Source organism: Calidithermus timidus DSM 17022 (assembly GCF_000373205.1).
Taxonomy (GTDB): domain Bacteria; phylum Deinococcota; class Deinococci; order Deinococcales; family Thermaceae; genus Calidithermus; species Calidithermus timidus.
On record NZ_KB890689.1, the window covers coordinates 18805 to 32500 of the forward strand.

Annotated in this window: 13 protein-coding genes, 1 rRNA gene, 1 pseudogene and 1 riboswitch (1 of these 16 cut by a window edge); of the genes and pseudogenes, 11 read left to right on the top strand and 4 right to left on the bottom strand. The window is 62.2% G+C overall.

The features are described 5' to 3' along the window. Positions 1–41 precede the first annotated feature (41 nt). The 3 genes from B047_RS0105785 to B047_RS16315 form a co-directional block, all read right to left on the bottom strand. Positions 42–650, bottom strand: coding sequence for a nitroreductase family protein (locus B047_RS0105785; RefSeq protein WP_018466015.1), 609 nt, complete (start codon positions 648–650; stop codon positions 42–44). Between the two features lie 95 nt (positions 651–745). Further along, a complete protein-coding gene (locus tag B047_RS0105790) occupies positions 746–1723 on the bottom strand; it encodes an iron ABC transporter substrate-binding protein (RefSeq protein WP_018466016.1) in 978 nt (325 codons plus the stop codon). A 207-nt stretch (positions 1724–1930) separates the two neighbouring features. Beyond that, positions 1931–2389: an RNA-guided endonuclease InsQ/TnpB family protein gene (locus B047_RS16315; RefSeq protein ID WP_018466017.1), complete on the bottom strand. Its 459-nt coding sequence runs from the start codon at positions 2387–2389 to the stop codon at positions 1931–1933. A gap of 110 nt (positions 2390–2499) precedes the next feature. After that, positions 2500–2560, top strand: a riboswitch (Fluoride riboswitch). Between the two features lie 44 nt (positions 2561–2604). Here B047_RS16315 and B047_RS0105800 point away from each other — a divergent pair. The 10 genes from B047_RS0105800 to B047_RS0105850 all read left to right on the top strand — a co-directional run bounded on the left by B047_RS0105800 (position 2605) and on the right by B047_RS0105850 (position 11126). Further along, positions 2605–3789 (top strand): cation:proton antiporter, encoded by a 1185-nt coding sequence (locus B047_RS0105800; protein WP_018466018.1) that lies wholly within the window; start codon positions 2605–2607, stop codon positions 3787–3789. 319 nt (positions 3790–4108) lie between these two features. Then, positions 4109–4528: a universal stress protein gene (locus B047_RS0105805; protein ID WP_026234627.1), complete on the top strand. Its 420-nt coding sequence runs from the start codon at positions 4109–4111 to the stop codon at positions 4526–4528. Positions 4529–4568: 40 nt separating this feature from the next. Continuing rightward, a complete protein-coding gene (crcB, locus tag B047_RS0105810; RefSeq protein WP_018466020.1) occupies positions 4569–4958 on the top strand; it encodes a fluoride efflux transporter CrcB in 390 nt (129 codons plus the stop codon). Between the two features lie 23 nt (positions 4959–4981). After that, positions 4982–5326 carry a DUF190 domain-containing protein gene (locus tag B047_RS0105815; RefSeq protein ID WP_026234628.1) on the top strand — a complete coding sequence of 115 codons (345 nt, stop codon included), beginning with the start codon at positions 4982–4984 and terminating at the stop codon, positions 5324–5326. After that, positions 5323–5706 carry a metallophosphoesterase family protein gene (locus tag B047_RS17180; RefSeq protein ID WP_084784945.1) on the top strand — a complete coding sequence of 128 codons (384 nt, stop codon included), beginning with the start codon at positions 5323–5325 and terminating at the stop codon, positions 5704–5706. Before B047_RS0105815 ends, B047_RS17180 begins: the two co-directional genes overlap by 4 nt. Positions 5707–6018: 312 nt before the next feature. After that, positions 6019–7563 (top strand): MutS-related protein, encoded by a 1545-nt coding sequence (locus B047_RS0105830; RefSeq protein ID WP_018466023.1) that lies wholly within the window; start codon positions 6019–6021, stop codon positions 7561–7563. Continuing rightward, positions 7560–9062 (top strand): MutS-related protein, encoded by a 1503-nt coding sequence (locus tag B047_RS0105835; RefSeq protein WP_018466024.1) that lies wholly within the window; start codon positions 7560–7562, stop codon positions 9060–9062. Before B047_RS0105830 ends, B047_RS0105835 begins: the two co-directional genes overlap by 4 nt. A 3-nt stretch (positions 9063–9065) precedes the next feature. Beyond that, entirely contained in the window at positions 9066–9347 is a 282-nt protein-coding gene (locus B047_RS0105840) for a hypothetical protein (RefSeq protein WP_018466025.1), read from the top strand. Beyond that, a complete protein-coding gene (locus B047_RS0105845; RefSeq protein WP_018466026.1) occupies positions 9344–10498 on the top strand; it encodes an MFS transporter in 1155 nt (384 codons plus the stop codon). Before B047_RS0105840 ends, B047_RS0105845 begins: the two co-directional genes overlap by 4 nt. Before the next feature lies 1 nt (position 10499). Next, on the top strand, positions 10500–11126 hold the full coding sequence (locus tag B047_RS0105850; RefSeq protein WP_018466027.1) for a hypothetical protein: 627 nt from the start codon (positions 10500–10502) through the stop codon (positions 11124–11126). 46 nt (positions 11127–11172) lie between these two features. On the opposite strand, the pseudogene B047_RS18105 reads toward B047_RS0105850, so the two are convergent. Continuing rightward, a pseudogene (locus tag B047_RS18105) lies at positions 11173–11592 on the bottom strand (hypothetical protein); the annotation flags it as partial. Between the two features lie 498 nt (positions 11593–12090). Between B047_RS18105 and B047_RS0105860 the strand changes: the two are divergent. Further along, positions 12091–13696: ribosomal RNA gene (locus B047_RS0105860) — 23S ribosomal RNA — on the top strand; it runs 1275 nt beyond the window's last position.

Here is a 13696-nt window from a genome sequence, read left to right on the forward strand (position 1 = left end):
CGCAACAAAAAGCACACTGCGAACCGTTCGCAATTAGCTTCTCAACCCCAGTGCCAGGCCACTTTCTCCCGCCAGTCGCCCCGCAAGCCCTGGGGCCAGGGAATGGCGGGATAGCCCACGTAGAGGAAGCCCAGCAGCCTGGCGGGGGCCTTTAGCCCCACGAACTCCGCGGTGTTCTGGTGTAGCACCGGCATCCCCGAAGTCCAGAAAGCCCCCAGCCCAAGGCTCGCGGCCACGAGTTGCGCGGCGTGTACCGCCGCCCCCACCGCTGCCACCTCTTCCCACTCGGGGTGATGTCCGCCGGGCTGCATCCCGATGGAGATCCACACCGGAGCCAGCCAAACCCGCTCGAGCTGGGCCTTCTCGGCTTCGGGGTTGTACTTTTCGGGATCGATGCCCAGCCGGTAGGAGCGGGCGAAGGTCTCTCCCAACGCCCTGCGGGCTTCTCCGGCGAAGACCGTGAAGCGCCAGGGCTCCGAGGCCCCGTGGTTGGGAGCCCAGTTGGCGGCCTCGAGCATGCGCTCGACGTACTCCCGCGGGATGGGGTCGGGGCGAAGCTGGGCCTGCTTGATGCTGCGACGCCGACGGATGAGCTCGAGCAAGGCTGAGGTCGGCAAGGGGGAGAGGGGGAGTGCGGTATCCGGTTCCACAAGCCTCCACGATAACGAATTGCCTGAAAGGTTGCAGGCGGAGGGCATGACGACCTTCCGCCTGCTTGGGCACCCAATCGGGACGATTGACCCAATCAGAGCAGCCCGGCTTCGCGCAATACCTTCAGCGCGCCCTCGAGCGGGAGCTTCTCGAAGTCGATCTTGGGGCTGCGTGCGAGGATGTCCTCGAGGGGGTTGAGGGTGGTGGGCAGGATGGCCCCCTTGACCACGGGGTACTCGAAAAGCTCACCGGGGAAGAACTGCTGGGCCTTGGGCGAGAGCAGCCAGACCAGGAAACGGGTGGCGCCGGAGACGTTTTTGCTGCTCTTGAGGATGCCTGCGCCGGTCACCAAAGCCAGGCTGCCCACGTCGCCTTTGGCGAAGTAGTAGGTGCCGATGGGGTAGCCGGCCTTGATGAAGCGCTGGATGTAGTAGTGGTTGGTCAGGGCCACGTCGATCTCGCCGGCGCGGATGGCCTCCATCATGGGTGGGTTGGAGGGGTAGACCTTGGGCTCGAGCCGCTTCATGCCCTCGAGCCACTCCTTGGTCTTGGCCTCGCCGTGGATGAGGATCATGGCGGCGATGAAGTCCTGGAAGCTGGAGTAGGTGGGGGTCCAACCGATGCGCCCTTTGAGCTGGGTTTGCTGGGGTAGTTCCATCACTGACTGAGGGAACTGCTCGGGCTTGAACTTTTGGGTGTTGTACGCCAGCACGCGGAAGCGGATCGAAAGCGGCGTCCAGGTGACCGATCCCGGCACGAAGCCGCTGGGCTTGCTGGTGATCGAGGCGGGCAGCTTGATCATCAACTGCTGCGCAGCCCCCAAGGCTCCGGAGGTGTTAGCCCAGAAGATGTCGGCGGGGCTGCGGGAGCCTTCCTCCTGCAAGGCCGCCAGCAACTCGGCGTCGCGCCCGTACTTCACGTTGACCCTTATGCCGGTTTCGGCCTGAAACTGCTTGACCAGGGGGTCCACGAGCCCCTGGCTGCGCCCGGAGTAGATGGTCAGGCTTCCCTGGGCCTGTGCAAGGGCTCCCAGGGCCAGCGCGGTGACGATAGCAATCTGAACCTTTCTCATAGGGCTTCCTTTCGGGCTTGAGGTGTCACCCCAAGCTCAACAAGGGGCAGTCTAGAGGGGGCGGATTTTAATGTCAAGTAATCCAGTCGGATTTATGGGTTATGAGAACGAGAATCGTTACTGATGTTCCGCGGGAATGGGGGTACCGTTACCGAGAACATAGAAATCTGTTCCCGACATCCGCCCGTTACCAGGCGGAGGCGCCGGTTACGCGCTTGCGCGCGCCCGGCTTCCCGTTTCCTCCAGGACTGCCTGCCGGATGGCAGGTCTTACACCCTGTCCACGGGCGTTTAGCGTCTCCAGTCCACTCCCGGCGACGGCAGCCACAAGTGCTGCAAGGTTGCGCGCCGCGTTCTCATCCCGGTCCAAGACGAGGCCGCAGGCCTCACACCGGAACATGCGCCCCCACAGCGGGAGCTTTTCCTTCACCGCGCCGCAGCTGGAGCACGTCTTGCTCGACGGCCAGAACCTGTCCGCCTCCACCAGGCGAGAGCCGTACCACACGCACTTGTATGCCAGCTGCCTGCGGAGTTCGGCCGGTGCAGCGTCCACAACTGCCCGTGCTAGGCGGTGGTTCCGCATCATCCCGACCACGTTCAGCGTCTCCACCACCACGATCCCGTAGCTGTGGGCAAGTCTGGTCGTGAGCTTGTGCCACGCGGGCATGGGCGCGGGCGAGCCTCCGCCGGGTCTCCTCGCCCGGCTGCCGACGGGCCAACTCCCGGTTCAGCCGCCCCACGCCCCTATGGTTCAACTCGGTTGGGATCTGCTATACTCCAGAACAAGGCGATGGAGCTCGCCTAAACCGCCTAAAAGGCTGATAGCTCCTACCCCCGGGGGTAGGAGCTATTCGTTGCGCTCTCCCCCAACCGGAGGAAGGTATGGACAATACCTGGTTCAGCGCAGCCTTATGGTTAGGGCTGGCCCTCTTCGCTACCCTGCTCTCGATCTGGATGCGCATCTCGGTGGCCCTCACCGAGATCGTGGTGGGGGTGGTAGCCCAGCTGGTCATTGGCGCGGCAATCGGTCCGAAGTTTCTCGGAGCGGATCAGAGCTGGGTCGCTTTTCTGGCCGGGGTGGGTAGCATCGTGCTGACCTTTTTGGCCGGTGCAGAGCTCGACCCGGAGGCTTTCCGCAGGAGCTGGAGGGAGGCCAGCGTGCTAGGGTTGGCGGGGTTCTTCGCTCCTTTTTTGGGGGTGGCGGCTATCGCTCACTTTCTGCTGGGCTGGGCGACTCAGGCCTCGTGGCTGGCGGGAGTGGCACTTTCCACCACCAGCGTGGCGGTGGTGTATGCGGTGATGCTCGAGCTGGGTCTTAACCAGACCGCTTACGGCAAGCTGATCCTGGCGGCCTGCTTTGTCAACGACCTGGCGACGGTGATCGCCCTGGGCCTGCTCTTCGCGCCCTTTGGCCCCAGGACCCTGCTGTTCGTGGGCAGTCTGGCGCTGGGGTTGGGGCTGCTGCTCAAAACCACCGGCCCCTTCTTCCGGCGTTACGGTGGGAGGACCAGCGAGCTCGAGGCCAAGTTTTTGCTCTTTGCACTATTCTTGCTGGGCGGCTTGGCGGTGTGGAGTGGTTCGGAGGCGGTGCTTCCGGCCTACCTCGTGGGGATGGTGCTGGCCGGGACAGTGGGGCGTGATCACGCCCTGGTACGGCGGCTACGTACCCTTACCTTTGGTCTTCTCACCCCCTTCTACTTCATCCGCGCCGGTTCGCTGGTGCAGATTCCAGCGCTAGTAGCTTGGTTCGGGGTCTTCGTAGCGTTGCTTTTGGCCAAGATGGCCACCAAGTTCGCTGGGGTGTTTCCGATAACCCGTATCTATCGCTATCCGCGCGGGGAATCCATGTACACCACGCTCCTGATGAGCACCGGGCTGACCTTCGGCACCATCAGCTCGCTCTATGGCCTCAGCCACGGAATCATCACCCAAGCCCAGTACTCCTTCTTGGTGGCAGCAGTGATCGCTAGCGCGGTGGTGCCCACCTGGATCGCCAACCGCTTCTTTCTGCCTCGGCGACACCTTGAGCATCTGGCCAAGCCGAGCCCGGTAGAGGGGCAAGCATGAAAACCCTGGTGACGATTTCTCCCAATCATCGACGGGGTTTACGGAGCAGCCTGACAGAGCTGGAGCACCGTTTACTCCAGCTCGAGCGGGCTTTGAGCGAAGCTCCGCTATTGGGGTACCTATACCACGAGGAGAATTCGCTTTTAGACCATCCCTATACAAAAGCTCTTCAGAACAAGATTACGCAGTTACGGGGTGGGCCTCGAAGAGTTGAGCACACGAAGGCTGGCCGGTTACGGGGAGGTCTCGGTGGGCTTAGACCGTCTGGAGCAGGGAATAAAGCGTATCGAAGCCTGGTTGGCCAAGGGAGGTGAGGAGCGTGTTTAGAAAGATCCTGGTCGGATACGATGGCTCTGAGTCTGCACGCAAGGCGCTTACGACAGCCCTCGAGCTAGCCGGAGCTTTAGGGAGCGAGGTGAGTGCTTTGGCGGTGGTGCGGCCCCCGGAGTTCGCTGAACTCGAGGGGGAGATTGAAGACACGCTCGAGGAGGCCCAAGGCCCCCTGGCCGAGGCCTTCCGCTGGGCACGGGAGACCGCAAGGAAGCAAGGGGTGCCCCTTCATCTGCACCGTAAGGTCGGACACCCAGCGGAATTGCTCATCCGTTTTGCTGAGGAGCACGGCAGCGACCTCATCGTCCTGGGGCGGCGGGGCCTAACCCCGGTGCAGCGCTGGATGCTGGGCTCGGTCTCCGAACGGGTACTGCACTACGCCTCCTGCCCGGTGATGGTGGTGCAGTAAACAGATTTAGAGCTGCCAGGAAAGGGGTTTCCGTCTGGTTATGCAGCTTCTGCAAAGTTTCGTGAGCGACCGATACGCGTTGATCTTTCTGGGGGGCGCGGTTGGTTCGGTGTTGCGCTACGGCTTGGGAGCCTGGGTGCAGCGCCTGGGCGGGAGCGGGTTTCCCTGGAGCACACTGCTCATCAACGTGCTGGGGAGCCTCTTGATCGGCCTGTTTCTGTGTTTCTCGGCAGAGGGGGCCCTATCACAGGAAGGGCGCTTTTTGCTGGCCGTGGGCTTTTGTGGGGGATTCACCACCTTTTTTACCCTGTGTTGGGAAACCCTGACCCTCATGCAAAACAGCCAGTGGCTCCTGGCGCTGCTGTACAGCCAGGGCAGCCTGTGGCTGGGGCTGCTGGCGGTCTTCGCGGGGTACTGGCTGACCGGATGACTGGTGACGTGAAGGAGGGAGTGATGAGGCTCGAGAGGGAAGCCAAGCTGCTGCGAATCTTCATCGGGGAGGCCGATAAGTGGCAGGGCAGGCCGCTGTACGAGGCCATCGTGGCCGAAGCACGGGCCCGGGGGTTGGCAGGGGCAAGCGTGTTCAAGGGCTTCGAAGGCTATGGCGCACACTCCCGCATCCACAGCGCCAAGATTCTCCAGCTCTCCGAAGACCTACCACTGCTGGTGGAGATTGTAGATACAGAGGAGAAAATCCGTGCCTTTATACCGGTTTTGGACCAGATGGTCCAGGAGGGCCTGGTGACCATGGAAAAAGTCGAGGTGATTCGCTACCTGCCCAAAGGAAAAACCCCATGAGACTGTTGTTGCTAAGTGATGTCCACGCCAATCCCTGGGCCCTGGCTGCGGTAGAGGCTGCGGCTGGACCGGTGTACCAGGTGCTTTTTGGAGGGGATGTGGTCAACTATGGGCCGGAGCCGGGGGCAATGATTGAGTGGCTGCACCGGCACAACGCGGTGGGCGTTCGGGGAAACCACGACCAGGCGGTGGCCTGGGGGAGGGCGGCAGTAGCGCCCACCCCCAAGGGTGCTCTGGGCAAGCTGCTTTGGGATTGGACCCGTGAGCAGCTGGGCAAAGCAGGGCTGGCCTACCTGCGGGCCCTGCCGCTTTCCCTGCTGTGGGAAGGGGGTGCGCTTTCAGATGGTGCACGCCACCCCTTCCGATCCTCTGTACGATGACCGGTTGCGCCCAGAGGCCAGCCCGGCGCTTTTTGCAGAGGCCTGTGCCGACGTTCAGGCTGAGGTGTTGCTGTTGGGGCACACCCCCCAGGGACCTGTGACCGTGGTTAACCCGGGGTCGGTGGGGCAGCCGTTGGATGGAGACCCCAGGTCGGATTTGCCCCTTGGGAAGACGGAAAAATACAGCTCATGCGGGTACCTTATGACCAAACCTCGCTGCTGAAGGCGTTGCACAAGCTGCCCCTCGAGGCCGGTCAGATCGAGGAGCTGGTTCAGTCCTACCAGGAGGCGCGGGTTTAGAAGGAGTAGGCCATGCTGCAGACCACCGCACACTTTGGCAACCTGTTACACGAAGCCCCCGTACCTCTGCTGGATCCGGCGGTAGAGGCTCCGGAGTGCTTCAGCGACTTGTTCCTGGACCAAATTGTGGATGCAGTGGTGGAGGGTCGCGAATCCTACCAGATCAAGGGTTTTTTTTACCGCCCCCTAACCGAATTCGAAGCCATCGTGTACCGCCAGGAGATCGTGCAGGATTTGGATAACCCGGTGGTGGAAAAACCCATACGGGCCTTTGCCCAGACCCTGCAAACCATGCGGGAATACCTGGCCCTGGCGGAGAAGCTGTACTACCCCTACCAGAAAGCCCGCTGGTTTTTGGATGCGGTAGGGTTGTACTGTCAGGCTGCGGATGGCCTAAACCAAGAGCTGGCCGACCTCCACCTGGGCTCTAAGGGGCTGAGGGCATTTCGGGAATATCTGCAGGGGTACATCACATCGGATCGTTTTGTGGCCTTGAAAAAGGAAACCCGGGAACTAAAAGCCGCCCTGGATACGGTGGTGTACTGTGTGCGGATTCAAGGCAGCACGGTGACCGTGCTCAAGTACCAGGGCGAAGCCGACTACGGCCAAGAGGTATTGAATACCTTCGCCAAGTTCGAGCAGGGGGCGGTAAAGGAATACCGGGTCAAGTTCTCGGATTGGCCCGAGATGGACCATGTCGAGGCTCAGGTGCTGGGCCTGGTCGCGCTCTTGTACCCGGAAACCTTTGGCTGGCTCGAGCGGTTTTACCGGGAGCGCAAGGACTACTTAGACCCCACCTTGGGTGAATTTGACCGCCAGGCGCAGTTTTACCTGGCTTACCTCGAGTACATCGCGCCCCTGCGGCAGGCTGGTCTGCCCTTTTGCTATCCCAAGGTCAGCGATCAGAGCAAGGAACTGCGGGTGGAGCAGGGGTTCGACCTGGCCCTGGCCCGAAAGCTGCTCAACGCCGGGCAGCTGGTGGTCACCAATGACTTCTACCTGCAAGGCTCGGAACGCATCCTGGTCATTACCGGTCCCAACCAAGGGGGAAAAACCACCTTTTCGCGCATGTTCGGCCAACTGCACTACCTGGCCGCTTTAGGGCTCCCGGTGCCGGGTCGGCAGGCCCAGCTTTTCCTCTTTGATCACCTTCTGACCCACTTCGAGCGGGCCGAAGACCCCCACAGCCTGCGGGGAAAGCTCGAGGACGACCTGCTGCGCATTCACCGGGTCCTGGAGCGGGCCACCCCTCGCAGCATTGTCATCTTGAACGAGGTCTTCAACTCCACCACCTTCAGCGATGCCCTGTTTCTAAGCCAGGAAGTCCTGCAAGCCCTGATTCAGAAAGACCTGATCTGCGTTTGGGTGACCTTTATTGACGAGCTAACCACCCAGGAAAAAACCGTCAGCATGGTCAGCACGGTGGTACCAGACGAGCCCGACCGCAGAACCTACCGGGTGATTCGCAAACCTGCCGACGGCCTGGCCTATGCCCTTTCCCTGGCCCGCAAATACGGCCTAACCTACGACCAGCTCAAGGAGCGTGTGAAGCCATGAAGGTGTGCCTGCTCTATTCGGACCGCAACCTGGATCTACAGCAACCTCTGCCGCCTCAGGCCCAGATGCTGATGGAAGACCTGGGTTTGGCTGTGTTGTTTGAGGCCATGGCCGGCGAGGATCCCCTGCTGCTGGAAGTGGCCCAGAAGGTGGTGCTGGCCAGCCTGCTCGAGCCCCAGGAGATTCTGTACCGCCAGGCGGTTTTGCAAGACTGCCTGAGCCATCCGGCAATTGTTCGGGAAATCTACGGCCTTGCGGTTGAAGCCCTGCTGAACGAGAAGAAGAGCTGGTTCTTGTTCCGCGACTCGCCCTCTTCCATCCTGCGCCGGGCCCTCGAGGTGCTGCAGATGTTTGTGGAGGCCCTCAAAAAGCTGCGCAAGCTGGCCGATCGGCATGCGGCGGAATTTCGCTCTGAGGGCTTCAAGCGGCTTTTCGCCATGCTGCAAGAGGAACTTTCGGACGACTACTTCGCGGTGGTTGAAGGACACCTGCGCGAGCTGCATTTCCCCCGTGGGCAGCTCATGAGCGCGCAGCTCGGGCAGGGCAATAAGGGCATTCGTTACATCCTGCGCCGGCCCCACGATGCTCAGCAGTCCTGGTGGCAGCGCTGGCGCTCGCCCAAACCGCGCTCCTACAGCTTTTCCATTGATCCGCGCGATGAGGGAGGGGCTCGAGCCCTGTCAGAGCTGCAGGACCGCGGCCTCAATTCGGTGGCCGCTGCGCTGGCCCAGTCCACCGACCACATCACCGGCTTTTGGACCCTGCTGCGCAACGAGCTGGCTTTTTACGTGGGTAGCCTCAACCTCTACCAGCGCCTGGAGCAAATCGGGGCTCCGCGCTGCTTCCCTCGGCCTGTTCCGCTGGGGCAAAAGCGCCAGGCCTTCAGGGAGCTCTATGAGCCCACCCTGGCCCTCACCCTGCAGAAGCCGGTGGTGGGCAACACCCTCAGCACCGATGGCAAAGACCTGGTCATCATCACCGGCGCCAACCGGGGCGGAAAAACCACCTTTTTGCGCAGCATTGGCTTGGCCCAACTGATGATGCAAAGCGGGCTGTTTGTCGCAGCGGAAGAATTCGTAGCCACGCCCTGTGTATCCTTGTTCACCCACTTCAAGCGCGAGGAAGACGCTAGCATGCGCAGTGGCAAGTTTGACGAGGAGCTCAAACGCATGAGCGAGCTGGTAGAGCACCTCCACCGCGGCGCACTGGTCTTGTTCAATGAGTCGTTTTCTGCCACCAACGAGCGGGAGGGCTCGGAGGTGGCGCGGCAGGTTGTGCGGGCCCTTCTGGAAAGGGGGGTTCGGGTGTTTTTCGTCAGCCACCAGTACGACTTCAGCCACAGCTTCTATCAGCAACATCTGCCCAATGCCCTGTTTTTGCGGGCTGAGCGCAGCGAGGATGGAAAGCGTTCGTTCCGTTTGGCCGAGGGCGAGCCTTTGCAGACCAGCTACGGCCCTGACCTGTACCGGAAGATCTTTCGGCAGCCTGCCAGGAGGTAGCCGATGTTTCATCACCACCGCTCCGATACCGCTGGGCCGCCGGAAATTCCCAAGGTGACCGTAGGCCCCAATGACCTCTGGGCCGCCCTGCACTGGCTAGGGTTGCATGGCCCGGCGGGGATGGTGGAGCTGGGGGGGGTGCTGCGGGGTGCGGTGACCCAGCTCACCCCAGCCGGCCAAGGTTGGGTGAAGCATCCCCAGCAGCTTCCCCAAAACCCACAGATGCTGCGGGAGAGGTTTCCCTGGAACTGGTGGCTCTACCCCGTAGTACGGGAGGTGTCATGAGCGAAACCCAGCAGCTGGCAATGCGCTTCGTCATCGGTATCGGCCTGGTGAGCCTCTTCGCCGACTTCACCTACGAGGGAGGACGCAGCATCGGCGGGCCCTTTCTGGCGGTGCTGGGCGCCGGCCCGTTGCTGGTGGGGGCGGTGGCCGGGGTAGGAGAGTTCCTGGGCTACCTGGTGCGCCTGTTCGCCGGGCGTCTGGCCGACCGCACCGGGAGGCACTGGGCGCTAATGTACGCCGGCTATGCCCTCAACCTGCTCTCGGTGCCGGCTTTGGCCTTGACGGGAGCGGCCTGGAGCGCCTCGGCGCTCATCTTCCTCGAGCGCCTGGGCAAGGGGCTGCGCACCCCCGCCCGCGACGCCCTGCTCTCGCGGGCGGGCAAGGAGGTGGGGCATGGCAGGGTCTTCGGCCTGCACGAACTTCTGGACCAGCTAGGGGCCTTCCTGGGGCCACTGGCGGTGGCCTGGCTGGTGGCTCAGGGCGGCTACCGGTTGGGCTTTGCCGGACTGCTGCTCCCTGCCCTGCTGGCGCTGCTCTTTCTGGTACGGGCCCGGGGCCTAAAGCAGGCCGAGGTCCCACCTCAGAGAGGGAGCTGGGAAGGCTTCCCTCGCGCTTACTACGCCTACCTGACCTTTGCTGCTTTGAGCGTGGCCGGTTTCGCCCACTTCCAGCTCATCGCCTATCACCTCGAGGTCACCCAGCGGGTTCCCCCTGCTACCATCCCCCTGCTCTTCGCCCTTGCCATGGGGGCTGACGCCCTGGTGGCCTATGGGGTGGGCCACCTTTACGACCGCTGGGGCCTGCGGATGCTTCTGGCACTGCCGCTTTTGAGCCTGCCCAGCGTACCGCTATTCTTCCTGGGGCAGGGGCTGGAGGTGTTGGGGCTGGCTGCCATCCTGTGGGGTGGGGCCATGGGGTTGCAGGAGAGCCTGATGCGCTCGGCGGTAGCGACCCTGACCCCTGAGGCCCAGCGGGGCACCGCCTACGGCCTCTTCGACACGGCCTATGGCGCGGCCTGGATGCTGGGCAGCCTGGCGATGGGCTTCTTCTACGGGGTAGCCCTCGGGTACCTGGTGGGCTTTGCTGTGCTGTTGCAGATGGCTTCGGTGATTTTCGGACTGCGCTTTTACACGGCCCTGAGGGGAGGTTGAAGTGGGATTCTTCCACCGGGTTCCTCGCATCCCGGACGAGCTGGAGCAACTCAGGAAGGAGAAGGCTAGGCTCGAGGCCCGCCTCGCCGAACTCCTGGCCGACCTGGAGTTCTATCGTGAGCAGAACAAGCGCATCGCCCGCGACGCAGCCCCGGCCTTGAAGGAAAACGCGGTGCTGCGCTACCAGCTCTACAAGTGCCAGAGCGACCGCCAGGTGCTGGAGTTTCACGTTCAAGGTAGCCGGGCCGAGGCCCTGGCCGCCCTTAACCTGCTTCGGCGCCTTTCCCCCTCCGCTGAAGCCAGCACCGATCTGCTAGAGGCCACCCTCTATTTCGTGTACGAGGCCAGGGCGGTGGGTACCCCTCCTGGACGGCTCGAGGCGCTGGAGGCTCGAGCCCAAGCCCTCTGGCAAGAGCGTCATTCCCAAACCTGGGCCTTCGATCCTTGGCGCTGGCTTTCCCTGCGCGCGAGCAGCTTGCTACAGGCCTTTGAGCGCGAGCGTCATCGCATTGTGCAAGCTGCCGAGCATCCGGCGGACGGCCTGACCGCCTTCGACGCAGGCTTGAGTGAATTGGTGGGGCTGCTGGTGGAACTGGTGCAAAGCCTTGCTCAGGAGGAACCCGGATGAGCTTCCAGAGCATCCTCTGGCCTGAGAGGAGCCTGCCTAGGCTTGCCTAGTAAATGGCCTTGTACCCCGGAGGCGGGGGGAGAAGGGAAGGGAGAACCCTGAGGCCATAGGCCACAAGCTCCAACAAGGCCCGCAGCATGGCCGTGCGCGGCATCCGCTCCCGCCCATACCCCCCACGCCACCGCGTCTTTATCGCCCCAAACACCCCCTCCACCACCCCACGTAACCGGTACACCTCCCCGGGGACGGAACACCTCCAGGGCCTCCCCCCCAAAGGAGGATCAGGAGCATAGGCCGGGTCCACACTCCCTCCCCAAGGCCATAGGAGCTTCCTCCCCCGCTCCCACCGCACCAGGGCCAGGAGCCGGCTATGCCCCCTCACCCTCCGCACCTCCTCCCCCCTGCGGTAGCGGAGGGCTTGGTCCTTCCTCCCGTAGGACAGCCCCGTGCTGTCCATCAGGTAAAGGGAGGTCTTGGGGAGCAAGGTGGGCCTCCACCTCCTGGGCCAGGGGTTGGAGCAGGTGCTGCAAGAGGGCCTGGTCCAGGTGGTGGAGGGCGTAGCGGGCCAGGGAGGGGTGGGAGGAGCTCCTGTAGCAGGGCTTGGGTTTGGCGGTAGGGGAGGCCGTAGAAGGGGCGGAAGAGGAGGAGGGCTAGGTGGGGCCACGGCCTGAGCTAGGACCTCTTTGGGGCTTGGTTCTCGGCGAAGGAAGCCTCGCTTACCCATGCCTCACGATTACCCCAGCAGGAGTTTGCAAGGCAAGCCCGGTAGGTCTTGACAATATTTAAGGCGGGGGGTAATCTACTCGTTGCGCTGTCTTGAGGACGGTGCGAGGACCTTGAAAGCGAGGGAGTCGAGAGCACCGAGCCCAGCTAACGGGAGCTGAAGCTTAGGGCTGTGGTGAGAGCCACGGTTTGAGGCTTTGGGGTTAGGTGGGCGAAGGTGTAGCGAATGCGATGTAGGAGAGGTCAAGATAGGAAGGGCACACGGTGGATGCCCTGGCACCCGAACCGAAGAAGGACGTGATTACCTGCGAAAAGCTCGGGGGAGCTGGTAGTGAGCGTTGATCCCGAGATATCCGAATGGGGGAACCCACCCTCTGGGGACAGGGGGTACCGCGCGAGCGGGGGGAACGCCGGGAACTGAAACATCTAAGTACCGGCAGGAGAAGAAAGCGAAAGCGATTCTCTGAGTAGCGGCGAGCGAAAGGGGAGAAGCCTAAACCGATGTGCGTGCACATTGGGGTTGAGGGGCGTCCAAGATCGAAGTTGAGGCCTAGCCGAGCTGTCTGGGAAGGCAGACCGAAGAGGGTGAAAGTCCCGTAGGCGAAAGGCGGAGACTAGTAGGGCGTACCCGAGTAGTCTGGTTTTCGTGGAGAACTGGGCGAATCTGCGCGGCCCACCGCGTAAGGCTAAATATTCCGGGTGACCGATAGCGAAGCAGTACCGTGAGGGAAAGGTGAAAAGAACCCCGGGAGGGGAGTGAAATAGAACCTGAAACCGTGTGCTTACAAGCAATCGCGGCGCGACGAAGGCGTTGCGGTGTGCCTATTGAAGCATGAGCCGGCGACTTACGCTAGCGTGCGAGCTTAAGGCGGGAGCCGGAGGCGTAGCGAAAGCGAGTCCGAAGAGGGCGAGGAGTGCGTTGGCGTAGACTCGAAACCTGGAGAGCTAGTCCTGGCCAGGCTGAAGCGCGGGTGACACTGCGTGGAGGGCCGAACCGGTTGGAGATGCAAATCCCTCGGATGAGCTGGGATTAGGAGTGAAAAGCTAACCGATCCAGGAGATAGCTAGTTCTCCCCGAAATGACTTTAGGGTCAGCCTCGGATGCTGATTGCGGCCTGTAAAGCACTGATTGGGCTAGGGGGCCTACCAGCCTACCAAACCCTGTCAAACTCTGAAGGGATGCAAGTGGAGTCCGGGAGTGAGGGCATGAGTGCTAACATCCATGTCCAAGCGCGGGAACAACCGAGATCGCCAGCTAAGGTCCCGAAGTTCAGGCTAAGTGGATAAGGATGTGAGGTTGCCGAGACAGCCAGGAGGTTGGCTTAGAAGCAGCCACCCTTGAGAGAGTGCGTAATAGCTCACTGGTCGAGTGACCTTGCGCCGAAAATGATCGGGGCTTAAGCCTGACACCGAAGCTGCGGACTGTACGGAAGTGCAGTGGTAGGGGAGCGTTCCCGATGCCGATGAAGCCATACCGTGAGGGGTGGTGGAGGTAAGGGAAGTGCGAATGCCGGCATGAGTAACGATAAATGGGGTGAGAATCCCCATCGCCGAAAACCCAAGGTTTCCTACGCGATGGTCGTCAGCGTAGGGTTAGGCGGGACCTAAGGCGAAGCCGAGAGGCGTAGTCGACGGGCAACTGGTTAATATTCCAGTCCCACTCTAGGTGCGAAGGAGGGACGCTCTAGGCTAGGCAGACCGGAGCCATGGAAGAGCCCGGCCAGAAGCGCAAAGGGGGCTATAGGCAAATCCGTAGTCCGCTACCGGTGCGTGGTGGGGAAGGCGTGAGCTGACAACCTGCCGAAGCCAGGGAGCCGAGAAAAGCTTCTAAGCGAAACCGAAGAGTG

What these genes read in the sequence shown, in the direction of transcription:
- B047_RS0105790 (WP_018466016.1), bottom strand. Translation starts at nt 1,723, where the DNA reads ATGAGAAAGGTTCAGATTGCTATCGTCACCGCGCTGGCCCTGGGAGCC.
- B047_RS16315 (WP_018466017.1), bottom strand. Translation starts at nt 2,389, where the DNA reads ATGCCCGCGTGGCACAAGCTCACGACCAGACTTGCCCACAGCTACGGG.
- B047_RS0105800 (WP_018466018.1), top strand. Translation starts at nt 2,605, where the DNA reads ATGGACAATACCTGGTTCAGCGCAGCCTTATGGTTAGGGCTGGCCCTC.
- crcB (WP_018466020.1), top strand. Translation starts at nt 4,569, where the DNA reads ATGCAGCTTCTGCAAAGTTTCGTGAGCGACCGATACGCGTTGATCTTT.
- B047_RS0105815 (WP_026234628.1), top strand. Translation starts at nt 4,982, where the DNA reads ATGAGGCTCGAGAGGGAAGCCAAGCTGCTGCGAATCTTCATCGGGGAG.
- B047_RS17180 (WP_084784945.1), top strand. Translation starts at nt 5,323, where the DNA reads ATGAGACTGTTGTTGCTAAGTGATGTCCACGCCAATCCCTGGGCCCTG.
- B047_RS0105830 (WP_018466023.1), top strand. Translation starts at nt 6,019, where the DNA reads ATGCTGCAGACCACCGCACACTTTGGCAACCTGTTACACGAAGCCCCC.
- B047_RS0105835 (WP_018466024.1), top strand. Translation starts at nt 7,560, where the DNA reads ATGAAGGTGTGCCTGCTCTATTCGGACCGCAACCTGGATCTACAGCAA.
- B047_RS0105840 (WP_018466025.1), top strand. Translation starts at nt 9,066, where the DNA reads ATGTTTCATCACCACCGCTCCGATACCGCTGGGCCGCCGGAAATTCCC.
- B047_RS0105845 (WP_018466026.1), top strand. Translation starts at nt 9,344, where the DNA reads ATGAGCGAAACCCAGCAGCTGGCAATGCGCTTCGTCATCGGTATCGGC.